The 23,116-nt window shown below is 42.9% G+C and carries 23 protein-coding genes; 9 read left to right on the top strand and 14 right to left on the bottom strand.

Annotated elements, in window-relative coordinates; translation table 11 throughout:
• Window positions 1-55 precede the first annotated feature (55 nt).
• Window positions 56-1,402: a M20/M25/M40 family metallo-hydrolase gene (locus WG905_RS16685; RefSeq protein WP_339592886.1), complete on the top strand. Its 1,347-nt coding sequence runs from the start codon at window positions 56-58 to the stop codon at window positions 1,400-1,402.
• Window positions 1,403-1,415: 13 nt separating this feature from the next.
• Here the strand turns inward: WG905_RS16685 and WG905_RS16680 are convergent, their stop codons facing one another.
• Window positions 1,416-1,595 (bottom strand): hypothetical protein, encoded by a 180-nt coding sequence (locus tag WG905_RS16680; RefSeq protein WP_339592885.1) that lies wholly within the window; start codon window positions 1,593-1,595, stop codon window positions 1,416-1,418.
• A 311-nt stretch (window positions 1,596-1,906) separates the two neighbouring features.
• Between WG905_RS16680 and WG905_RS16675 the strand changes: the two genes are divergently transcribed.
• Window positions 1,907-2,941, top strand: a complete 1,035-nt coding sequence (locus WG905_RS16675; protein ID WP_339592884.1) for a sensor histidine kinase — start codon at window positions 1,907-1,909, stop codon at window positions 2,939-2,941.
• Complete coding sequence (locus tag WG905_RS16670) at window positions 2,938-3,687, top strand: LytR/AlgR family response regulator transcription factor (protein WP_339592883.1); 750 nt, start codon at window positions 2,938-2,940, stop codon at window positions 3,685-3,687. Before WG905_RS16675 ends, WG905_RS16670 begins: the two co-directional genes overlap by 4 nt.
• Here WG905_RS16670 and WG905_RS16665 read toward each other — a convergent pair.
• Entirely contained in the window at window positions 3,684-4,430 is a 747-nt protein-coding gene (locus tag WG905_RS16665) for a lysophospholipid acyltransferase family protein (RefSeq protein ID WP_339592882.1), read from the bottom strand. The two genes, WG905_RS16670 and WG905_RS16665, sit on opposite strands and share 4 nt — an antisense overlap.
• Window positions 4,431-4,491: 61 nt before the next feature.
• Complete coding sequence (locus WG905_RS16660) at window positions 4,492-5,046, bottom strand: NUDIX domain-containing protein (protein ID WP_339592881.1); 555 nt, start codon at window positions 5,044-5,046, stop codon at window positions 4,492-4,494.
• A 218-nt stretch (window positions 5,047-5,264) separates the two neighbouring features.
• On the opposite strand from WG905_RS16660, the gene WG905_RS16655 reads away from it, so the two are divergent.
• On the top strand, window positions 5,265-5,570 hold the full coding sequence (locus WG905_RS16655; protein WP_339592880.1) for a hypothetical protein: 306 nt from the start codon (window positions 5,265-5,267) through the stop codon (window positions 5,568-5,570).
• A 20-nt stretch (window positions 5,571-5,590) separates the two neighbouring features.
• On the opposite strand, the gene WG905_RS16650 is transcribed toward WG905_RS16655, so the two are convergent.
• Window positions 5,591-7,975 (bottom strand): TonB-dependent receptor, encoded by a 2,385-nt coding sequence (locus WG905_RS16650; protein WP_339592879.1) that lies wholly within the window; start codon window positions 7,973-7,975, stop codon window positions 5,591-5,593.
• The gene (locus WG905_RS16645) at window positions 7,975-10,464 is read right to left on the bottom strand and encodes a TonB-dependent receptor (protein ID WP_339592878.1); all 2,490 of its coding nucleotides are present in this window, start codon (window positions 10,462-10,464) and stop codon (window positions 7,975-7,977) included. Before WG905_RS16645 ends, WG905_RS16650 begins: the two co-directional genes overlap by 1 nt.
• Window positions 10,465-10,561: 97 nt before the next feature.
• On the opposite strand from WG905_RS16645, the gene WG905_RS16640 reads away from it, so the two are divergent.
• On the top strand, window positions 10,562-11,161 hold the full coding sequence (locus WG905_RS16640; protein ID WP_339592877.1) for a thioredoxin family protein: 600 nt from the start codon (window positions 10,562-10,564) through the stop codon (window positions 11,159-11,161).
• A gap of 31 nt (window positions 11,162-11,192) precedes the next feature.
• Here the strand turns inward: WG905_RS16640 and WG905_RS16635 are convergent, their stop codons facing one another.
• The 3 genes from WG905_RS16635 to WG905_RS16625 form a co-directional block, all read right to left on the bottom strand.
• Complete coding sequence (locus WG905_RS16635; protein WP_339592876.1) at window positions 11,193-11,474, bottom strand: ATP-dependent Clp protease adaptor ClpS; 282 nt, start codon at window positions 11,472-11,474, stop codon at window positions 11,193-11,195.
• Window positions 11,475-11,761: 287 nt separating this feature from the next.
• Window positions 11,762-12,229 (bottom strand): RES family NAD+ phosphorylase, encoded by a 468-nt coding sequence (locus WG905_RS16630; protein WP_339592875.1) that lies wholly within the window; start codon window positions 12,227-12,229, stop codon window positions 11,762-11,764.
• Window positions 12,230-12,231: 2 nt separating this feature from the next.
• Window positions 12,232-12,804, bottom strand: a complete 573-nt coding sequence (locus tag WG905_RS16625) for an Xre family toxin-antitoxin system antitoxin (RefSeq protein WP_339592874.1) — start codon at window positions 12,802-12,804, stop codon at window positions 12,232-12,234.
• 164 nt (window positions 12,805-12,968) lie between these two features.
• Between WG905_RS16625 and WG905_RS16620 the strand changes: the two genes are divergently transcribed.
• Window positions 12,969-14,015: a 3-oxoacyl-ACP synthase III family protein gene (locus tag WG905_RS16620; protein ID WP_339592873.1), complete on the top strand. Its 1,047-nt coding sequence runs from the start codon at window positions 12,969-12,971 to the stop codon at window positions 14,013-14,015.
• 6 nt (window positions 14,016-14,021) lie between these two features.
• Here WG905_RS16620 and WG905_RS16615 read toward each other — a convergent pair whose 3' ends face one another.
• From WG905_RS16615 to dcd, 4 genes are all read right to left on the bottom strand, one after another.
• Window positions 14,022-14,897, bottom strand: a complete 876-nt coding sequence (locus WG905_RS16615) for an SDR family oxidoreductase (protein WP_339592872.1) — start codon at window positions 14,895-14,897, stop codon at window positions 14,022-14,024.
• 1 nt (window position 14,898) lies between these two features.
• Window positions 14,899-15,660 (bottom strand): enoyl-CoA hydratase/isomerase family protein, encoded by a 762-nt coding sequence (locus WG905_RS16610; protein WP_339592871.1) that lies wholly within the window; start codon window positions 15,658-15,660, stop codon window positions 14,899-14,901.
• A gap of 7 nt (window positions 15,661-15,667) precedes the next feature.
• Window positions 15,668-18,262 carry a TonB-dependent receptor plug domain-containing protein gene (locus WG905_RS16605; protein WP_339592870.1) on the bottom strand — a complete coding sequence of 865 codons (2,595 nt, stop codon included), beginning with the start codon at window positions 18,260-18,262 and terminating at the stop codon, window positions 15,668-15,670.
• A gap of 153 nt (window positions 18,263-18,415) precedes the next feature.
• Window positions 18,416-18,952 (bottom strand): dCTP deaminase, encoded by a 537-nt coding sequence (dcd, locus tag WG905_RS16600; RefSeq protein WP_339592869.1) that lies wholly within the window; start codon window positions 18,950-18,952, stop codon window positions 18,416-18,418.
• Window positions 18,953-19,017: 65 nt separating this feature from the next.
• On the opposite strand from dcd, the gene WG905_RS16595 reads away from it, so the two are divergent.
• Complete coding sequence (locus WG905_RS16595) at window positions 19,018-19,659, top strand: 4'-phosphopantetheinyl transferase family protein (protein ID WP_339592868.1); 642 nt, start codon at window positions 19,018-19,020, stop codon at window positions 19,657-19,659.
• A gap of 11 nt (window positions 19,660-19,670) precedes the next feature.
• The gene (gene lipB / locus WG905_RS16590) at window positions 19,671-20,366 is read left to right on the top strand and encodes a lipoyl(octanoyl) transferase LipB (RefSeq protein ID WP_339592867.1); all 696 of its coding nucleotides are present in this window, start codon (window positions 19,671-19,673) and stop codon (window positions 20,364-20,366) included.
• On the opposite strand, the gene WG905_RS16585 is transcribed toward lipB, so the two are convergent.
• Entirely contained in the window at window positions 20,367-21,794 is a 1,428-nt protein-coding gene (locus WG905_RS16585) for an L-serine ammonia-lyase (RefSeq protein ID WP_339592866.1), read from the bottom strand.
• A gap of 203 nt (window positions 21,795-21,997) precedes the next feature.
• Here WG905_RS16585 and WG905_RS16580 point away from each other — a divergent pair, with 203 nt between their 5' ends.
• Complete coding sequence (locus WG905_RS16580) at window positions 21,998-22,396, top strand: DoxX family membrane protein (protein WP_339592865.1); 399 nt, start codon at window positions 21,998-22,000, stop codon at window positions 22,394-22,396.
• A 12-nt stretch (window positions 22,397-22,408) separates the two neighbouring features.
• Here the strand turns inward: WG905_RS16580 and WG905_RS16575 are convergent, their stop codons facing one another.
• Window positions 22,409-23,065 carry an MgtC/SapB family protein gene (locus tag WG905_RS16575; protein WP_339592864.1) on the bottom strand — a complete coding sequence of 219 codons (657 nt, stop codon included), beginning with the start codon at window positions 23,063-23,065 and terminating at the stop codon, window positions 22,409-22,411.
• Window positions 23,066-23,116 lie beyond the last annotated feature (51 nt).

Raw genomic sequence — 23,116 nt, 5'->3', positions numbered from 1 at the left:
ATTTTAAGCTTACCTTTAGCATGCCCCAAGCACAATTAAGAACAAACAGCTGGTTATGAAATTACTGTACACGCTCCTCATCTTTCTCTTTTTCAACACCGTTCAGGCGCAACAAACCATTACCCGGGATCCTTATATTACCCGAATGCTGGAAGAAGTGTCGGCTGCGAACCTCGAACAATCAGTCAGCAAATTAGCGTCCTTTCATACCAGGCATACACTCAGTGATACGTTGAGTAAAACCAGGGGGATAGGTGCTGCCAGAAGCTGGATCAAGGCAGAATTTGAGCGCTACAATAAAGATAATGGGGGAAAGCTGCAGGTACAATACGACAGTTTCGTGCAGCCTGCAGATGGCAGGAGGATATTGAAACCGGTGGTGTTGAAAAATGTTGTCGCGATTTTACCTGGTACAGCACCTGCCGACAAAAGGATGCTGCTGGTTTGCGGGCATTATGATTCCAGGGTTACCGATGTCATGAACAGTAAAGATTTTGCCCCCGGTGCCAACGATGATGCTTCCGGTGTTGCCGGGGTTTTGGAACTTGCCCGGGTCATGAGCAAAAAATCTTTCCAAACCACCATTGTATTTGTAGCCATGGTAGGGGAAGAGCAGGGGCTTTATGGTGCGGCACACCTCGCTAAAAAGGCACGTGATGAAGGCTGGGATGTTCACCTGTTATTGAACAATGACATGATCGGAAACAGCTATGGCATGGAAACGGATCTGAAAGATAACAGCAGGGTGCGGATATTTTCTGAAGGCGTTCCTGAAGTAGAAACAAAAGAACAAGCTGCATTACGCCAGGCTACTGGTGGAGAGAATGATGGCAATGCCCGTCAAGCGGCCCGGTATATCAAGGAAACCGGCGAGAAATATATAGACCACCTGGAGGTTAAGCTGGTGTATAGAAAGGATCGTTTTTTAAGAGGTGGAGATCATACCCCTTTTTCTGCACAAGGTTTCACTGCAGTGAGAATTACAGAAATGAATGAAGATTTTAATCGTCAGCACCAGGACATCAGGACTGAGAATGGCTTTAAGTTTGGCGATTTACCGGAATATGTAGATTATACTTACCTGCAAAAAATCACCAGGCTTAACCTGGCTGTTCTGGCCAACCTGGGTCTGGCGCCAGCACCACCACAAGACCCTGTTTTAATTACGTCCACACTAACTAATAAAAGTGCGTTGAAGTGGACGGCACCCGGGGGGAAAGCACCTGCAGGTTATCACATCCTGATCAGGGAAACCACTAGCCCGTTTTGGGAGAAGAAGTTCTTCGTAGCTGAAACTTCTGCTGAAATCCCCTATTCGAAAGACAATTACTTGTTCGGTCTCCAGGCTGTAGACGCCGCCGGACATGAGAGTCTGATTGTGGTGCCTAAACCTGGAAAGTAAACAGCGCTTTCTCTTAGTTAAAAGAAGTGCTTACTTTTATCAAAGAGTTGCTTTCAGTGGTTTTGCTTTTTACAGCTATATTTTCTTGCTCGGTAGTCGTGCTGTTGATGCTGGTGGTGAAGGTTAATAACATCATCACAAACACAGGGACTAATAGGAGTATAAATGGCGAAACGTTTGCTAACTTTTTCATAATGATTCGTTTTGATGGAACAAATAGAATCATAAAAAAATCGCTGCTAAAATCTTTTAGACCAAGCTACATTTATTCTAGATCAACCCCGAATATGGCCTTATTGAAGGATTTTAGCTATTTTGAAGCATTCGTAGAAGAATATTGACCGTTCGTCGAACGGAAGTGCTTATTAAGAACCAGTTGTTTATTTTTAGAGGCTGTTAATTTACTTTCGAGAATGAAACCATCATCAGCTTGCAGCTTACAAAAAGCAATGAACATAAGCTGATGATAGCTTCATCACCGTTAAAAAACAATTATATATACTGATGAAAAATAAAGGATCCATCTTCATCCATGCCATCTTCTGGTTACTCCTGGGGATGCTCTGTGTGATGACAATCATCAACTACAAGGAAGAAATATCCTGGTATATGATCCTGGTGTATTTCGGCTATTATGGGTTAATTAATATCTCTATTTTTTACATTAACTATATGCTGCTGATTCCTCAGCTGGTGAAAGAGCGGAAAAAGTATGCATTGTACATTATTTCTATAGTGCTGCTCATCATCTTTATGAGTGTGCTCAAAACATTGGTGGCCTTCTTATACAGCGATATCGTGCTCACCCATATCAATGACCATACGAGTAAAAAGGTAATTACAGAAATCCCCCAATATATATTCAGCGCAGTTTTTACCTCCGGTTTTTTTATCGTCATCAGTTCGCTCATTAAATTTGCGGTAGACTGGTTTGGTAATGAGCAAGTTCAACGCAAGCTGGAAAGCGAGAAAAAGGACATGGAAATTCAATTCCTGAAGTCGCAGTTAAACCCGCATTTTCTATTCAATTCCCTCAACAATATTTATTCCCTGGCCTACCAGAAATCTGATAAAACGGCGGATGCGGTATTGAAACTGTCTGAAATTATGCGGTACATGATTTATGAAAGTAACGACAGCTGGGTAGCTTTAAGCAAGGAAATTGAATATGTAAAAAGCTATATAGAGCTGCAGAAACTGCGTTTTAAAGATGGCGCTGCAGTAGAGCTGACTATTAACGGTGAAATTAACGACCAACCGATTGTGCCGTTGATTTTGATTTCTTTTGTGGAGAATGCTTTTAAGCATGGCGTAGCCAATGATCCGAAAGATCCGATCAAGATTAACCTGATCGCCAATCAGAAGATTCTCCATTTTAGTATTACAAATAAAAAGAATAATTTTAATAAGGATGAAATGGGTGGTGTAGGATTAAATAATGTAGAGCGCAGGCTGCAGCTGTTGTATCCCGATCGCTATAAATTAAATATCGTTAATACACCTACACATTATACGAGTGAACTAATGCTTGACATATGAGGAAATTGAAATGTATCGCTGTGGACGATGAGCCATTAGCACTGGATATTATAGAAGATTATATTTCTAAAGTTCCATTTTTGGAATTGGTGAGACGCACAGAAAATGCCATTGAAGCCTTGCAAATTGTTCAGGCTGGTGGTATCGACCTTGTTTTTCTTGATGTTCAGATGCCTGACCTTACAGGTATACAGTTTTTAAAAATTGCGACTGGAAAATCTAATTTTATCTTAACCACTGCTTATTCTCAATATGCGCTGGAAAGTTATGACCTCAATGTATCCGACTATCTGTTAAAGCCAATTGCGTTCGACCGCTTTTACAAGGCGGTGGAGAAGGTGCATAACCTGATATTAAAATCTGAGGTTTCTGCCGCACCTGCACCGCTTTTAACTGTTAGCGCACCTGCCACACAAGTACAGCCTGTACAGGACTTTATCTTCGTTAAAACAGAACATAAGATCCAAAAGATACAACTTGATGATATCCTGTATATTGAAGGGCTGAAAGATTACATCTCTATTTTTACCAAAACAGAAAGAGTGATCACGCTTCAAAATATGAAGAAAATGGAAGAAACCCTGCCACAAACTCAATTTATCCGCGTGCATAAGTCGTATATTATTTCTTTGGATAAAATTGAAAGTATTGAGCGGAGCCGCATTTCTATCAGTGGCAAAACGATCCCGATAGGGGACACTTACAGAGAAGAGTTCTTTAAACGCATCGACACCAAAAACCTTTAAGCCTGCAATACCTGGTTCAGCTTTTCACGGATGGCATTTTCTGCTGTGAGCGTAATTTCTTCGAGCGATTTGCCTGCGGTTTCAACAGGGGGTAAAACCGTCCACCGGATATCTTCGCCTGTGCTCAGGGGGTAGGCGCCATATTGTACCACTTTCCATGAGTTCTCAATCGCAATGGGTACAACCAGGGCATTTGGGTTAAGCTTCATTAAAGTGGCTATTCCGCCAATGTGAAACCTTTTCATCCGGCCGTCTTTGGCACGGGTGCCCTCTGCAAAAATCATGGCCGACCAGTTGTTTTCATGCATCCTGCGGCCCAGTTTAATGATTTCACCTATGGATTGCTTGTTGTCTTTCCTGTCGATATTTGCGCCTCCGCCGTATTTCAGGTTGAAGGAAATCGATGGGATTCCCTTGGTCAGTTCGATTTTTGAAATAAATTTCACATGGTGTTTCCTCAAGAACCAGATCAGTCCCGGAATGTCGTACATGCTTTGGTGGTTGGCGATAAATATAATGGGGCGGTCGGCAGGCAAAGTTTGGTGGTTGACAAAAGTAATTGAGTTGCCGAGGAAAAATTGCAGGTAAGTCAGGAAAAAGTTCAACGCATCTACCGAAGCTTTATGCGCTTTATAGCCCGACAGTCGATAGCATAACCATTGAATAGGCTGAAATATCACTAAGGTTAACAAAAATAGCAGGTAAAAAACAGGACTTAATACGTATCCAAAAAGTTTCTTCATCTTATTTATATAATTTGGAAAGCCTTCCTGACTCAGAAAGCTTACCAATATACCGTCTTTTTTAAATCTGGCCTTGTAATATTAATATTTTGGTTTTTAATATGGCAGCTACGCTGATGCTGTCTGTAATTTCGCCACGCATCACCATCTGGTAAGCTTCCTCAAAAGCAAGTTTACGGATGGTTAACTGCTCCGTTTCCTCAGGTTCGGCTTTGCCCATGGTTAAATCCCTTGCAATATAAACAATAGCCAATTCATTGCTCACCGAATTGGATAAATGCAACCGTTGGATCTCCTGCCAGTTACCAGCACTCAAACCCGTTTCTTCCAAAAGCTCCCGTTTGGCGCTGTCTAAAGGATCAAGGTGCAGCGGCCCGCCGCCTTCAGGAATTTCCCAGCTGTAAGCATTTAAGGGGAAGCGATATTGGCCAACCAGCCAGGTGTTAAGGTCCTTATCCAATGGGAGGATACCAATGGCAAGGTTTTTAAAATGTACCTCACCATATATCCCCTGACCGCCAGAAGGATTGATGACCTGGTGTTCTGTTAAGCCTATCCAGTTGTTCTCGTAAATCTTACGACTGTCTAAAGTAGTCCAGGGGTTGCTTTCTTCCATGCCGCAAGATACAAATTTACTGGTTTCTTTAGGAAGCAATGGCAGCTTTAACCCGGTTGGCAATCTGTTATAATATGTACCGCGTCATTTGCTGATTTATAGAAAAAACAGTTTACCAATCAAATTATTAGTTCAAATCATACACTCTTCGTCAGGCTTTAATTGCTCTTTGGGGCATTGTTGGCGGTTTAACTTTCGGGCATCATTATTGGGTGATTATGGAAAAACATATGATTTCTATAAATAACGTACAACCATTAAGTTCTGAAAGTTTATTCGAGCTTTTAAAAACTGAATTTCCAGCTTATATCAATGAGCAACTTCGCAGCAATCTGGCGATTGATTTTGCCCATGTTTCGGGAATTGTGAATATTAGCTTTCCTGAAATAATTGACGGTAACGCTTACACGATCACTGTTAGTGAAAATACCCTGGAGCTTACAGACCATACTACTGAGGGAACTTACAACACAGAATTGTTGGAACAGCACCTGGTGGAATTTTTAACTTTGAAAGCAGGTTAACCCAGCTCTTTTTCTCACTGTTACCTCGCTGCCTTGTTTACTTTTGTAATGCGGTAATTCACACTCACCGTGAAATTGCTACTGTTATTGGTGGAGTAACTGTCCACTTTAAAGTTGTTACCCTCGTTAAATAACGTGTTGTTTCGCTTTCCAAAAGGATCATTTCCGCTGATCCTTACATTTAGCTTGTTCTTAAAGAACAATTTCCGGGCAGCCAGACTGGTGTTTACCGATCCGCTGGTACGCCCTTGTGCATTTACATTATTTTCGTAGTTTAGGTTTGTTTCAAATGCGGCTCTTAACGGCAGCTGCATCGAAAAACCCATTGCAGCCCTGACGCTGATGCCATCTCTGTTCAGGGAATTATTTAGGATGGAAGCGTATTTACTTTGAATCACATGGAAATTGGCATGTGTGGATATTTTCTTCGTTGGGCGGTAATTGCCGATCAGGATTAAGGCCAGGGCATCATTAGATCCTACATTATCGTAAGTGGTTTCAGAAACGCCATTGGATGAAACCGTACGGAACCTTTCAATGACACCTTTACTGGTTGAATAGGAGAGGCGCGGGGTAAATGACCACTTTTCCTGAAACATGCCAAAGCTCAGGTCCATTTGATGGGTATAGGCCGGTTGTAAGTCCGGGTTTCCGAAACTGATATTGAGCGGGTCATTGTCATTGACCTGCGGATTCAGCGTGTTTTCCCGGGGGCGGTTGATGCGTATGCTGTAGGTTGCACCCAGATTGTACTTTTTCTTGAAAAAACGGTTAAATGATATATTTGGAAACAGGCTGATATAAGGATCCAGCGGGTACTTGTTTCCCGTAGACAAATCAAAATTAACTTTGGTCATTTCTGTTCTCAGGCCCCCTTTGATACCCCAGCCATTTTTTCTATAATTATAGGACGCATAACCGGATAAAATATGTTCCTTATAAAGAAAGCGGTTAGTGAGTGTTTCATTCACCAAATACAGTTGTTCTTTAAAGTCAAAGTTCTGAACCAGGAGGTCGTTGTCGTTTTCCCGGTAATGGTATCGCAGTCCCATTTCTATGCGGTCTCTTTTTTTGAACATCGGTTTGTCATAGTCCAGGTTGAAATTAACGCCCTTACTGCCTGTGTGATTGTCGTTTTCCTGTAAAGTAGGATTTGCAATGTCCGGGAAAATAAATTTGCGGTCCATTAACCTGAAATTACTGCCCGAATTGCTGTTAAGCGTAAGGCCTGCTGTCAATTTCTGGCCGCTACTGTCTAGTTTCACTTCATAATCCGCATTAAATACCACGTTGTTACTCTTGCCTTCATTTAAATTCTGCTGATCCCGAATGCGACTTAAGGTCTTCGTGTGATCCAGGTAATTAAAAGTATTTCCAGAGCTGCCTTTACTGTTGTTGTAGTTTAAATTGGCAGACACCCGCAGGTTCTGTTGCTTGCTGATGTCCCAGTCAAGGCCGGTCCTGAAGTTTCCACCCTTATTTTTACTGCGATTAGCGGTATGCTGATCATAATAAAAGGTGGTGTCAGGGAAGAAGTTTTCTCTAAAAGATTCATTTGTCCTCCTGGAAGTGTTTTGCCGGAAAGCGGCGCTGGCGTTCACAGCGAATTTCCTTGCCCTGTAAGCAGCATTGGTGTTGGCGTTGGTGTTTCCCTGCATACCAGCCGTAAGGCCAGCATTGCCATTGAAACCAACCTTAAATCCTTTTTTTAACACAATGTTAATGATCCCTTCCCCGTCGGCAGAATATTTGGCGGGCGGATTGGTCATCACTTCTATTTTTTCTATGGCATCCGAAGGTAAAACATTCAGCAGATCGGCAATATTGGAACTCATGTAATCAGAAGGTTTTCCGTCAATAAAAATCCTTGTGCTTCTTTTACCGGGTATAGTGGCATTGCCATCAATATCCACCTGTACCATCGGCACGTTTTTTAAAAGATCTGTTGCGGTACTGCCTTCGGCGAGCAGCGACTGACTTACATTGTAAGTAATCATATCTGCTCCAAATTCCACCGTAGGTTTCTCTGCGGTAATGTTAACTTCTGCCAGCGATTGCTGATCACTGCTGAGTTTTAAAACGCCTAAATCTTTGTCTGGATCTTTTTCCGTGATCATGATGTTCCTCGAGAAAAACGGAACAAAACCAATGTAGCTTACTTTGATATGATAAGTTCCCGGTTTCAGTGCCTGGAACTTAAAAAAGCCATTTTCGTCTGTCGGTATGGTGCCTATTGGCGGGGTGGTGTCATCCCCGAAATACAAAGAAACGACAGCTGAAGGAATTGGCAGGCCGTCAACCTCCTCCATTACCTTTCCGGAAATACTTCCCGGGAGCGTACCCGATACTTTTAGTGGAAAAAGGAATCCAATGAGGATTCCTAATAAGTATAACGTTGTTTTCATTAAAATGACCCTTCATCAGGACCTTGTTGTTCCTGCTGCTCTGCTTTTTTAGGTTTTTTAGCTTTGAATGATGTTTGTCCGAAACGGTAAGAATAAGTCAAACTGGCCACCGGACCCTGCATGTATCTTTTAAAGTCAGTAAATGCACCCGGAATATCTGTAGTCATGCTCCAGTTACGGGTATTTAATACGTTTCTCACATTTAAGCTCAGTGAAGATTTCTTGTTAGGTAAATCATATTTTGCGCCCGCATCCATACCAAACATTGCATTTCTTTTTCCCTGTGCCATTACCTCTGCTGCATTATAGTCAACTTTCACCTGTAAAGTGATGTTATAAGGCAAAGTAATGTTATTGGTGACGTTGGCATTCCAGCTGAAACCTGAGTTTTCCAGGATGCCGTATTCAGGTACGCCCTGGATATTGCGCTGGTAAAGGTTTGCGTTAGCGGTAAAATTCCATGCTTTAAGCAAATCAATTTTTCCAATCAGTTCCAAACCTGTAGATCTCTCCCTGGTTAAGTTTTCAGGGGTCGTGAGGGTAACACCATCAGCATCAGGAGACGACCTCACGCGCTGAATCACATCGTTAGTTTGACGGAAGTAAACGCTGGAGATGAAAGTAACCTTAGGCCAGAATTTATTGTAGCTGAATTCATAGGCATGTACATCTTCAGGTTTAAGGTTCGGATTACCCTGACGGTGGCTCAAAGGTTCAGAAACATCAAGGAAAGGATTGGTATCCCAACCTCTTGGCCTGTTCACCCTTCTGCTGTAGTTTAATTGCAGCTGCTGCTCATTCTCCAGTTTCTGGGTTAAATATACACTTGGGTAAAGCCTGGTATAAGCCACTTTCCCCGGCGTAAAACCAATACCTTGAGGACTATAAGCCCCGGAAGTGGTGTTCAACGTGGCATCTTCCGCCCTTAAACCAACCTGGTAACCAAAGTTTTTGATCTGGTTCTGGTAATTGGCATAAATGGCATGTACCTGGTCTTTACTGTCGAAATCGTTAGACACCTGGTAATCCATCTCATATTCGCCGGTGCTACTATTTAACAACTGAGCCAAAGTGTTATTATCTGAATAACGAATCTGACTGCGGTAACCGGCTTCAAATTTACCGGTTTTACTTGTTGGCAGCGTATAATCGGCCTGGATGTTATAGTTTTTGTCGTTTCCTAAACCTGTATTGGTATTGATACCGATAGGCAGGTCTACCGCAGCACCATTGGTGTTAAAGATGTTCGTGTGATACTCCTGGAAATTATCATTGTTACCTTTAGAGTAGCCGAAGTTTAAAGTCAGTTCCTCGTTCGGTTTCCCAAACTTCTGACTAAAATCAAGGTTCAGGTCATAGCTGTCGCCACTTCTTTTATTGACATTGGTCCTGTTACTCAATTCAACGGGATTGCCCTGCAAGTTAAGTTTGTTGATGTTAAGGAATTCAGACCTGTCATTTTCCCTGATGTTAAATCCACCGGAAAAGCTGACGATACTTTTCTCCGCTAAATAATAATCTATACCAGCTTTAACGTTATGGCCTTTATTGCTGCCTTTTGAATCTGAAAGCTGGTTGGCAAAAGCCGTAGGGAAGGAGCTGTCTTTATAAGTAATGTTGTTATAACCATCGCTCAGGCGGTCGCCACTACGGTAGCTATAATTACCATAAATATTTATTTTATTATTTTGAAAGCTTAAATTGGTGTTACCATTGTAGCTGTTCTGGTTTCCCGCTGTTAAAGCTACGGAACCATTTAAGCCCAGTTTTCTGTTTTTCTTTAATACGATATTGATGATCCCCGACTGGCCTTCTGCATCATATTTAGCAGATGGATTGGTGATCACCTCTACACTTTCGATAGAACTGGCGGGAATAGACTGTAAAATCTGGGCAACATCGCCGCCGCCAATGAGTGAAGCCTTGCCGTCAATTAAAACCTTTACACCGGAAGAACCTCTTAAACTTACGTTTCCATCCATGTCAGTTTGTATAGTAGGTACATTCTGTAAAAGATCGGTTGCCGAACCACCTTCACTCACCAAACTCTGGTCTACGGAGAAGACTTTCTTATCGATACCCAGCTGCATGGTGCTTTTCTGTGTTGTAATTTGCACTTCTTTTAGTGCAGTACCTTTGGATGGCGTCATTTTGATCGTGCCGAGATTGACTTCTGGTTGTATCCCAACTTCCATCGGGTCCCTCACCATGGTCTGGTATCCTACATAACTTATTTTAAATGTAAATGTCCCAGGCGCTATCCCGGTGATTTTTAAATTTCCATTTACGTCCGTTTGTGCTACTCTTACTATTGCTTTTGTCTTCCTGTCTAATATTGTAGCTGTAGCATAAGGAACAGTTTGATTGCTCTGTGCATCAATCACTTTGGCCACAATATTAGCTTGTGGCGCTGTTTGTGCCTTAAGTTTTACAGAAAAGGTGCAAGTAATAAGGGTTAAAAACAGTACTTTGTAAAGGATCTTTATCATCTGATTGGCTTCTTTTTATTGGGGTTTCACTTAGATTGACAAAGAAACGCCTAGGAAGTTTAATATTTAAGGAGTAACTATTTTATTACAACAGAAAATGATTAATTACAGTAATATTTTTGTGAAGGATGGCTTAACCTACGAAGCCTATAAAGATTTTATCAAGGAACGTCTCGCCGCGGGGAAAACTACCGGTCAGGATGATTCGGAGGCTATGCTTCATTATACTAAAATGAACCTCCATAGAATGGGCCGTGTTGACAAAAGCGTTCAGTTGAATGAGGAGTTTTTGAGCATCTTGAAAGATGTGAAAAACAATTATCGTTTGCTGGTGATTACTGAAGGCTGGTGCGGCGATGCGGCACAGCTAGTTTCAGTTTTTGATAAGATTGTGAAGGCAGCTCCCGAACATTTTGAACTTCGCTTTGTATTAAGAGATCAGCAGCTGGAATTGATCGATGCGCACTTAACGAATGGCGGGCGTTCTATACCTGTCTTGCTAGTTTTGAATGAGCAAGATGAGTTGATGTTTAAATGGGGCCCAAGGCCTGCCCTGGTGAAGCCTTTACTGGCCGACTGGAACAAGGAAAGTGATGATATTATGGTGACTGCTGAAAAACTTCATGGCTGGTATGCAAAAGATAAAACAAGAACTACACAGCAGGAATTAATAGAGTTGTTCAAAACTTTGGGCTAAGCGGCAAAAAAAATGCGGTTGCGGGTTGGAATTATTCAACAGTAACGCTCAGGCCTTCCTGTTTAAGGATTTTGCGGTAAATCTCCATTTCGGTGTAAGATCCCTCCAGGATGGCACATTTCCCCTTGCTATGTACTTCCCAGGCAATTTTTTCGGCCTGGGACTCTGTGTAATCCAGGTACTTCATCATACAGTTTATCACATGCTCAAAAGTATTGATATCATCGTTCCATAATATTAAACGATTGGTTGTTTTAATGGAAGACAGAATTTCTTCCAGTGTAAACGTTTCCTCTTTTGTTTCTGTTGACATGGTACAAAAATACGGTAATTTAAAAAAATACTCGCAGTTAAAAATACTTTTTACTGCCAGACTCAGGCTTATCTGTATTTTAATGAGCGGATTGATCATTTAATAGGCTACCTCAGCAATATTTATTTTGGAGAACGGGTGTATACTTATTACATGAAACTATAGCGCAATAGTGAGTAGGTAACCGATGGTTTGTGGGACAATGACTGATCATTAACAGGTCAGTTATGCATACGGCAGACTTGCTAGGGAGATAATAGTGGGCTCGCAGCTCTTTATCAGGTCTTTTAGGGATTTGCTTTTAACCTGGGGTCGAACGTAAATTTAGAGACGTTAGCGATTTCAACTTTTGAAAAGTCCGGATGATCGGGGTTGATCAAATAGTTATATTCCAGGTCAATAATAGCGGAGGGAACTTTCAATATAGCAGATTTGCCTTCGCGCAGCCATTTGTCACCAATTTCCTGGGTAACAGGGTAATTAACGAGCTGATGCCATTGAGGGTGTAGCTGTTGGAGTTCCTCAGTAGTAATTTCATCGATCATCAAAGACTCGTCGATTTCAATAATGGAAACAGAAAAGTCGCCGGATGCCAACGAGGCGCCACTTTTATGAACGAGCATTTCAAGACATGATAAGGCCAGGCTTCCTCCGGTATAAGCAATCCGTTTTCCGGCAGCGTTCCACCGTGCTGCTATCCCTGGTGGACTTAAGGAGTGGGCATATTTGCTTTGGCTTATTCTATAAACAAACATGGTTATACCGTGATCCCATAATCAATACGAATTAATTCATCCATGACCATGTTAATTCCCGTAATTGTATCCAATATTTCAACTGGCCGCGCCGACAGCGCTATACTTTCGTGCCCAAGCCAGCTTTTAAACTCTTCTAATGAGCCAAAAGTATCCATGCCTTTATCAAAAAGCTGAAACAGCTGCAAAATATGTTCGCTAAGGCCTGTATTAAGTTCCTTGCCAACTTTTATGTGCTTTCTCAAAGTAGGTTCAGTCAGATCTAGGATATGTGCGAGATCCATTTGCGTAGCACCAGTTATTTCAATTAAATCACTGATGGCATGTGCCTCTAGCCCCTTTTTTATGGCTGTCAGCTTTGCAGCAGGTGATTTAAACGAAGCTTCATAGGGTTTTAAGATCTCCATCGCTCTTCTTGTTGCCGGTTCAGGATATTTTTCTGAACCCAAGGCTTGGCGTGCAGACTCACTAAATGCCGAAGTTCTGGTAGCCCTTGTTCTGTGCGCAGGAACATGTGCACTCTCTTTGTTCTGAGGCGGTTTGCCTAAAGTGGAAATTCGTTTCTTAGGTTCCATATCTAAAGGTAAATTTTTTCTTTTTGAAACGGAAGTTTTTTCTAATTTTTAATTCATAAACGTCACCCTTCCTTCATCAAAAGTTAATGCTCATGTGAAATATTTTCAAATAATATTGCAGTTAACGTAAATATTGCTTAAAATTTGTAATTAAACCAGCGCAGATGCAGAATTCTAAAATTGCAGGAATAGGTTATTACGTTCCCAAAAATGTTTATACCAATGATGACCTGTCCAAATTAATGGATACCAATGATGCCTGGATACAGGAACGGACGGGGATTAAAGAAAGGCGCTTCGCTGATCGCCTGGAAGAAACGACCACCACCATGGGGGTGGAAGCTGCAAAAATAGCAATCGAACGGGCCGGGATCACTGCCCAGGACGTAGACTTCATCATCTTTGCCACCTTAAGTCCTGACTATTATTTTCCAGGTTGTGGTGTATTGCTGCAGCGGGAAATGAAGATGAAAGAGATTGGTGCACTGGATGTCCGCAATCAATGCTCGGGCTTTATCTATGCCCTTTCCATCGCCGATCAGTTTATTAAAACCGGTATGTACAAAAATATTTTAGTGGTGGGTAGCGAGAAGCACTCTTTTGCTATGGATTTTGAAACGCGAAGCCGGAATATCTCTGTCATCTTTGGTGATGGCGCCGGTGCCGTCGTACTGCAACCTGCCAAAAATGAGGGTCAAGGGATACTGAGTACACATTTGCACAGCGATGGGGCAGATGCTGAATTGTTAGCCATGTATTACCCCGGCGCTGCAGCCAATAAATGGTTGAAAGATAAACCCGGCTATCCCGATCAAGAACTGGGTGGCTTGTTCATGACCACCGAACAGTTGGAAAGTGGTGCTGCCCTTCCTTACATGGATGGGCCAGCGGTATTTAAAAAGGCGGTGGTGAAGTTCCCGGAAGTGATTAAGGAGGCTTTACATGCCAATAACCTGCAGCCTCAGGACATCGATCTGCTGGTGCCGCACCAGGCCAACCTGCGGATAAGCCAGTATGTGCAGCAGCTGCTCAAATTACCGGACGATAAGGTTTTCAATAACATCCAGAAATATGGCAATACCACTGCGGCCTCTATTCCGATTGCCCTGTGTGAGGCATGGGAAGCAGGGAAGATTAAAGAAGGCGACCTGGTTTGTTTGGCCGCCTTTGGCTCTGGCTTTACCTGGGCCAGTGCTTTAATCAGGTGGTAACGGCCATTAACTTCCTTTTGCTGATCTTGTCATTTGCTCAAAGGCATCCCACATTTCATTAGGGATCGCCTCCAGGCCGTTAAACTGGCCGGCGCCCTGCAGCCATTCGCCGCCATCAATGGTGATCACTTCGCCATTGATATAACCGGCAAAGTCGCTGATGAGGAATGCAGCCAGGTTGGCCAGCTCCTGGTGTTCTCCGACTCTTTTTAAAGGTACGCGGTTTTTGAAGTCAAACTTCTCTGCCAGCTCACCGGGAAGTAAACGCTCCCAAGCTCCTTTTGTAGGAAAAGGACCCGGCGCAATGGCATTGGTACGAATGCCGTATTTACCCCATTCTGCCGCCAAAGAGCGTGTCATCGCCAATACGCCGCCTTTTGCACATGCTGAAGGAACTACATAGGCCGATCCCGTAAAGGCATAGGTGGTCACAATATTTAAGATGCTTGCAGGTTGCTTTTCTTTAATCCAGTGTTTACCAAAAGCAAGGGTGCAATTCACTGATCCTTTTAATACGATATCAATGACCGAGGAAAAAGCATTCGCCGACAAGCGTTCTGTCGGGGATATGAAGTTGCCGGCAGCATTGTTCAGCAAACCGTCTACTTTTCCGAATGTTTTCAGGGTCTCAGCCAGGACATTTTCCACTTGTGCATATTCCCGCACATCGCAGGCCACGGCCAATACCTTTCCACCAGTTTCTTCTTCCAGTTCAGCGGCGGTTTTACTGATCACGTCCTGCTTGCGACTGGTAATGACCAGGTTGGCCCCAAGTTTAAGAAAATAGGTGCCCATGGCTTTACCCAGGCCTGTTCCTCCACCTGTTATCACAATTGTTTTCCCTTTTAAAGCGTCATCTCTGAGCATTGGCTGATTGTACATCTTATTTCTTTTGAAGGTTACTGATGATTGTCTTTAGAATATTTCTGGTGTTTGGCGACCACCATTGCTCCAGCACCAAGGTTAATACCTCACTTTGGTCAGCAGTGGTGGCTTCAATTAAGTCTTTCCTGATGCTCAGCTTGCTTTGCTGCCAGGTATTGGATTCAAAAGCCATGTATTTCCTCACCCTGCGCTCTGCGGCAGTCAGAATGCTGTCGGCATTAACCAACTCATCCACAAGGCCAATGGCCAAGGCTTCTTCCGGACTAAACAGTTTGCCCTCCAGTAAACTCCTGGTAGCATTGGCCTTTCCAATCCAGAAGGCATAAACCTGGAAGATGCTGTTGGGTACAATGATACCTACCGGCACTTCATTCAGACCGATGATAAATTTCCCTTCTGCCATTAGCCTAGCGTCACAGGCAAGGGCAATTACGCAGCCTCCCGCTGGACTATGCCCGTTTATTGCCGCTACGAGTGGTTTCTTAAAGGCAACAAGTGTGGCAGCAAACTTCAGGAACAGTTCCCAGAAAGATCTGGCTTGCGCTTCATCATAATGATATAATTCCATTAAATCCAGCCCTGCAGAAAAGAATTTTTCCTGCCCGGTAATCATCACCCCGCCAATATGCTGGTCCGCGGAAATGTTATTAAACATGTCGGTCAACTCGGTGATCATCTCCCTGTTCAGGGCATTTGATTTTCCACGGTTGAGTGTGATAATGGCTAAACGGTCTTTTATATTAACTTTAATGGTGTTCATCTGTATCTTAATTTACTTCGTAAGTATATTCGGCCCTTGCTAATTGTCCCAGTGCATTAATGCCTTCCACAAGCACCCGGTAGGTTCCTGTTTCATCGCTGTTAAAATAACTTAATTTTGCTTTACCAGCAGCATCAGTGATCACTGCTGGATTCCAGTAAATGGTAGTTCTCAGGTCGCGTGCGCTGGACGCCGTTGCTGTATCATAGGTTGGTGAATAAAATTCCCTGCTGTAAGAATAACCTTTTGGCATTACGGTAATGATACCCGGTGCATAACTTGAATAGTTGTAATTACCGCCACCTCTTTTTGTAGTAATGATCAGGACACCACCGCCACCGCGGGAGCCATAGATCGACAGGTTGCTTGCGCTTTTCAAAACCTCCACTGTTTCCACATCCTGAACATTAATGACATCGATAAAATCAGATTCCACATACATGCCATCAACAATGACTTGCATGGGATGCCTTCCGCCGGCGCGTGTTAAATAAGGAATGCCGCCTTGGAACATTAATCCCGCTACACGGCCCTGAAGGCATTGTTCAAGTGTAAAACAGGTGCCAAGCTGCTCTGCAGTAATGATGGCATCTGCATTTCCCGCACCGTTTAAATTGGAGGAGTTTTTGGCCGGATTTCTCTTCTCCACAATATTGACTTCATTCAGCATGAGGGTACGTTGCAGCATTCCCCGCCTGGTGAGTTCGTCGAAGTAATTTTCACTCTTTTGTACATAAGCGGAAATGGCTTCATTGACGTTGACCACGATATCTCCTGTGTTTTTGCTCCTCGTTACCACCATACCCGGAACAATGTCTAATTTAATTTCTGTATTTTTTTTATTCTTTTCTGTTCTCCCCTGTACCACAAACTTGGTGCTGTCGCCAAAGGCCAGGTCGTCAAACACAAAACGGCCCTGATCATCAGACAGGGTATCTATTGCCAATAATCCGCCAGATGAAGAGAAAAGGGATACTTTGCCTCTTGGGATAGGTTTTCCGCCGGGAGTGAGGAGCGTGCCACTGATGACCAATGACTTTTCTGGCTGGTAACGGGTTACAGGCTCATTATTATTGATCACATTTTTCCATGAAAACCTTCTCCAGCCCTGGGTAAGCAGCAAGTTGTCCAACTTCTTTAGCCTGTCGGTGTTATTGTCAAGGAAATAATAATTAGGCTTTTCAATATAGCCGGGTAAATCTGAAGTGAGGAGTAAGGTACTGAAGATATTGCTCTCATTTTCGAGGTCGGGCTTTAAAACCGCATTATTGGTTACTGCCACAGAAAAGCTGCCTATAATAGGTTTGTCGCCTATGGCTGCACTAAAAGCCAGGTCTACCTTTTCCCTTGGTTGATATGCTTTTTTCGCTGAGCTTACCTGCAGGTTGATCGTTTCTGCAGCGTTTCTCACAAACACCAAACGTTCTGCTACCGGATTATTAGCCTGGTTAAATAAGGTGAGCTGGATAATGCCAGCAGGCAGGTCATTTTTTGAAATGGCCAGTTTGGCAATTTGTTTGTCGCTTTTAATTCTCGCCACCGCATAGACATTGCCCTGGTTTTGGGCAACCAGCTTTAATTCGCCATTCCCGAGAAGGTCAGCGCTCAGCATTATGCTGGCCTGAATCTTTGTATCGTCCTGGTTGTTAACAGTCAACACATAACCTGAAGGCTGCGGCTTGGGTAAACTTACTTTCTGCTCAGATCCATCTTCATGCTTAACAATGGCCGTATAGGTTTTATCAGCCTGCGGGTTCAAGATGAAAGAGCCCATACCAAGATAAGAACTGCTGAACCTGGTCACCTCTGCGCCAGTTTGATCTACAATAATTCCCGAAATATCCTTACCCAGTCCGTTGCTGTTTACTGCTTTTATGCCGATTTTAGAAGGTATATCGTTCACCAGGTTTCCTCCTTCGGGAAAGAATTGCACCGTGATATTGTTGGAGGTGGCAATAATGGGAATGACTTTCGTTACCTTTTGCTTGTTGGGCAGGCTAAGGGTGGCTGTAATTTTACCTGGCTGGCCCATGATGGCAGCAGGACTTAAAAAAGCGAAGTTGACCTCGCCATTTTGGTCTGTGGTGACTTTACCTTTTTCTACGTTTTTGAAGTTCAATTCCACCACATAGCTTACTTCCTGGTTGAGGTATGGCTTGCCATCCTTATCACTGAACTTTAAAACAGTGTTTACTTTTTGAGAATTGTTCTCGGTTGTATAAGCATAGCTGGCGTTGGTGAATACCTTATTTGCCCAGGCATTACCGATTTTAATCGTTTTATCGAACAAAAATTCAGGTCCGGCATTGCGCATCCATTGGGTATAAGCTCTGATTCTGTAATTCCCCTCGGTTAACGAATCCGTCAGTTTAAAATCGCCCCAGGTAACGCCGCCAATCAGGGGCAACAGCAACTGCTTTTTAATGGAGTCTGATTCATTGATCAGTTCTACGCGTAAAATGTTGCTGGTGTTTGATGGGCGGCCATCTAGTGTGTTTACCACGTAGGCCTTAAACCAAATATCATCCCCAATGGCATAATAAGGTTTATCTAAATGCAGGTGTACTTTTTCCTGCTGGTTTTTCTGGTTGTACTTTTCCATTTTCTTGAGTAATAAAGAAAATGGGTCGTCTTCCATTTTGAAGGCGCAAAAGAGTGATATACCAAAGAGAAGAAAGAGCGTTATTGTATATCTGGTTTTCATGGAAATAGAATTATCCTATTAGAACCTCAATATACGAGTATTAAAGGTTTTTTAAAATTTATTCTTCCACATCATACTCTCCACTGGTCTGGTGGTTTTGTTGTTATATTTTGCGTCGCTTTTGGTGTTATACATCGTGGCAATATCCCCCTCCACGTGGAAGTAAATCAGCTGCCCGATTGGCATTCCTGCATATATTCTTACGGGTTGTGAACAGGAGATTTCCAGGGTCCAGGTGTTGCAAAAACCAACATCGCCTTTACCTGCAGTAGCATGGATATCGATTCCCAGGCGTCCCGTACTCGATTTTCCTTCCAAGAAGGGTACGTGTGCATGGGTCTCCGTGTATTCCAGTGTTACCCCTAAATACAGGGTGCCCGGTTGTAAGATAAATCCGTCTTTAGGGATCTCGAAATGGTCTATGGCATTGTGTTTTTTGGCGTCCAATACGCGGTCTTTATAAGTGGCCAGGTATTTGCCCAAATGTACGTCATAAGAATTGGTGCCTAAACAATCAGCCGCAAAGGGCTCAATAATAATCGTACCCTTGTCTATTTCTTCAAGAATACGTTTGTCGGAAAGTATCATTTATTAATATTTCGCCTAAAATATGATTAATTTAAGATACTTTTACTTGATTTTCCAAAATAGAGATGCCAATAGTTTATAATAAAAATGTTGATGATCAAACCATACTGGCTGTATGGAAGATACAAGAAACTGAGGAAGAATTAATTGCCGGTCTGCAACTAAAACAACATGAACTCGAATTCCTTTCTTCTTTAAATAATGGCAAACGGTTATTGCACTGGCTCAGTACGCGTTTGCTGCTGAGGACCATGCTCAATACCGATGACTATATTGATTGCAGAATGGATGATCATGGTAAGCCTTACCTGGTGAATATTGATTATGAGATTTCTTTAAGTCATTCGTACGACTATGCCGCGGTGATGATCAGCAAGGACAAAAAAGTAGGTGTTGATATTGAACTGATGAAAGATAAAATTCAGCTGATCAAACACAAGTTTCTTTCTGTAGATGAATTGAAACAACAAAATCTTGATACCAGTAAGGATGGTTTATATGTAAGCTGGTGTGTAAAAGAAGCTATCTATAAATGGAATGGCAGGAAAGGGCTCGAGCTCAAAAAAGACATGTTTGTGAAGGCTTTTGATTTGAAAGAGGCTGGCGACGTGGATGCTGTTGTGAGCTTGCCCGACCGTAAACAGCCATTGCAGGCTAGTTACTTTAAGACTGACGATGGTTATATGTTGGCTTATGTGATGGCTTAAAATTGATGAGCATGAATAAAGACGTGAAGTATGTGGATTGGGGCCTGATTGATTATCAGCAGGCCTGGGATAAACAGGAAGGGATTTTTAATGCAACGGTAGCGGTTAAAACTGAAAACCGCACTAATAATACCTCCCTTATTACGCCTAATACCCTGGTTTTTTGCGAACATCCGCATGTGTATACCTTAGGTAAAAGTGGTGTGCCCGAAAACCTGCTTCTGGATGAAAAGGGCCTTGAAGAAAAACACGCTACTTATTATAAAATTAACCGCGGTGGTGATATCACTTACCATGGGCCCGGTCAAATTGTAGGTTATCCTATCCTTGACCTTGATAACTTTTTTACGGACATCCATTTGTACTTGCGTACACTGGAAGAAGCGGTTATACTCACCCTTAAAGATTACGGCATTGCCTCTGGCCGTTATCCGGGTTATACTGGCGTATGGCTGGATCCTGATAATGACAAAGCACGGAAAATATGTGCCATGGGCGTAAGGTGCAGCCGCTGGGTTACCATGCATGGCTTTGCCTTTAATGTGAATACTGACCTTAATTATTTTAAAAACATCGTTCCTTGTGGCATCGACGATAAGGATGTTGCTTCGATGCAAACGGAGCTGGGCTATGAATTACCGATCGATGATGTCAAACTTAAATTAAGAGGGCATATTGCGGCGCTGTTTGGCATGACGATCGTTTAGTTAACATTCTGGCAAGCTCAGTGGAATGTTGGTCGCCAATCCACCGTCAGAGGTTTCTTTATATTTCGAATTCATATCTAATGCCGTTTCCCACATCGTATTGACCACCGCATCTAAGCTTACTTTTGCCTTGTCAGGGTTACTTTGGAGAGCGAGCTGACTGGCCGTGATGGCTTTGATAGCACCCATGGTGTTGCGCTCAATACATGGAACCTGCACCAGGCCACCTATCGGATCGCAGGTTAAACCTAAATGATGTTCCATGGCAATCTCTGCCGCCATCATGACTTGTCGCTGTGAGCCCCCCATTACTTCTGTCAGTGCGGCAGCAGCCATGGCTGATGATACGCCGATTTCTGCCTGGCAACCACCCATTGCTGCAGAAATTGTAGCTCCCTTTTTAAAGATACTTCCGATTTCTGATGCACAGGCGATGAACTGAATAATTTTCTCATCACTGTAGCCATCACAAAAGGCGATGTAATATTGCAGAACGGCAGGTATGACGCCCGCGGCACCATTGGTTGGTGCCGTAACTACCCTTCCGAAGGAAGCGTTTTCTTCATTTACGGCGAGCGCAAAGCAACTCACCCAGTCCAATATATAATCGAAATTCCGGCCGCCGTTTCTAATGGCCATCATCCAGCTTTTGTAATCACTATGTGGTTGTTCACCAATTAATCTTTTATTTAATGCTGCAGCACGTCGTGCTACGTTTAACCCGCCGGGTAAATAGCCCGTGGTATGGCATCCCCGGTAAGTACAGTCCTTCATCACATGGAAATGTTGCAGGATGCCTTCTTTGGTATCTTCTTCGTCGCGCCATGCCGATTCGTTTTCCATCACCACCTCCGAGACTTTCAATCCCGTGGTCAGGCACCAATGCAATAAATCTGCAGCTTTTTCAATGGGAAAGGGGAGGTCTACCTGTTTTTTTTCACTTCCATTATCACCTTCCTTTACTACAAAGCCACCACCAATAGAATAGTAGGTTTCTGAAAATGCTTTGCCACTGGTTAAAAACGCCTGGAAAGTAACGGCATTGGGGTGGAAAGGTAAGCTCTCCTGGAAAAGAAAAATCAGGTCTTCCTCAAATTCAAAATGTACCTTATGTGTTCCCTGAAGGCGAAGCTGGCGTTGGTGTTTGATGCCCTCAATAGTAGAGTTTATAGAATTTACATCAAAGGTTACAGGGTCGGCGCCGGTCATTCCTAACATGATGGCGATGTCTGTTCCATGGCCCTTGCCGGTTTTTGCCAGTGAGCCATAGAGCAGGATTTTTACCTGTTCGACTTGTTGCAACAGATCGTTCTTCATTAGTGAAGCGACGAATTGCTGGGCAGCTCTCCACGGTCCTAAAGTATGGGAGCTGGATGGTCCTACTCCGATTTTAAAAATATCAAATACAGAAATCTGTTCCCTCTCCATTTCACAAAGTTACGCCTTTTAACGCTGCTATAAAAAATTCAATAGTTTTACTGACCCCAGCCAGATCACATCAGGATCCGTTGATTTTCAAATCTCTTGCTGTTTTCCAGATGGATTTAAAATGTGAAATTTGTTGCGGTTATAATTGATGTTGTTTTACAATTTATTTCGTAATTTAACAACAGCTAAAAGGCCAAATGCCGATGAAAACTCTCATAATCATTGTTCGTGTACTCTTGGGTTTACTTTTTATGTTCGCATCAGTAACCTATTTCTTGAAATTAGTTCCTCAACCGGAATTGACAGGAAACATGAAGACCTTTAATGACGGATTAAATGCCTCGGGCTATATTATGCCACTTGTAAAGTTAATCGAGTTGGTTTGCGGGATAGCTTTCCTTAGCGGGCGTTTTGTGCCGCTTGCTACAGTGCTTATTTTGCCTGTTGTAGTCAACATTTTCTGCGTGCATGCTTTTCTGGCTCCTGAAGGGCTACCTGTGGCGATTTTCGTGCTTGCAGCAACCTGTTTTCTCATTTGGGTTCAAAGAAAGATCTTTATAAAATTATTTGAACCCAAGCGAATTGAGCTGGTTAATCAATGATGATGAAATTGCTTAAAAGTCGAAAGCAAGGATCTTTTCATCAAGCAGCATGCGGTCGACAAATTTTTTATGTCGCTCTGGACGACCCACTGCAATCCAGGTGCCGCTGATTTTGCCGTCCCTCAATTGCTGTTTACCCCGGATGAATTTTAGATTAGAAATGCGGATGTATTCTTCGTATTTGTCGAGGTCTTCGTTGTCAAACTCTTTTACAATGCGGTAAATTCTTTTTGTATACCGTCTTTCCATCGCATCTTCAACGAAAGGAAAAATAAGAAGAGAAATTAATACAATCGCTGTTACGCTGATCGCTTGTACATAATAACCCGCACCAACGGCCATTCCTATGGCAGCTACAATCCAAATGACGCTGGCTGTAGTGAGTCCCTTTACCTGGTTGTCCTCCTTAAAAATGACGCCGGCACCCAGGAAACCTATGCCTGTCACAATATTGGATGCAATACGATCCATACTGCCCCCACCAATTTTAATGGACAAAATGGTAAATAGGGTAGCGCCTAAGCCCATCATAATGAGGGTTTTCAAGCCAGCCTGTTTACTCCTGAACTCTCTTTCTGCGCCGATCAGGCCGCAGAGTAAAATAGTTAGTAAAAATTTATTGACCTCACTTGTGGTGATGTAGTAATTGTCGTCTAACATCGCGATCATATTCATGCGTTAATATAGCAAAATTTTACATACAAAAAGGGCGCCGAAAAA

It is taken from the genome of Pedobacter immunditicola (assembly GCF_037482985.1).
Taxonomy (GTDB): Bacteria; Bacteroidota; Bacteroidia; order Sphingobacteriales; family Sphingobacteriaceae; genus Pedobacter; species Pedobacter immunditicola.
Note: the sequence above shows the minus strand (reverse complement) of the source record. Positions and strands in the feature narration are given on the sequence as shown.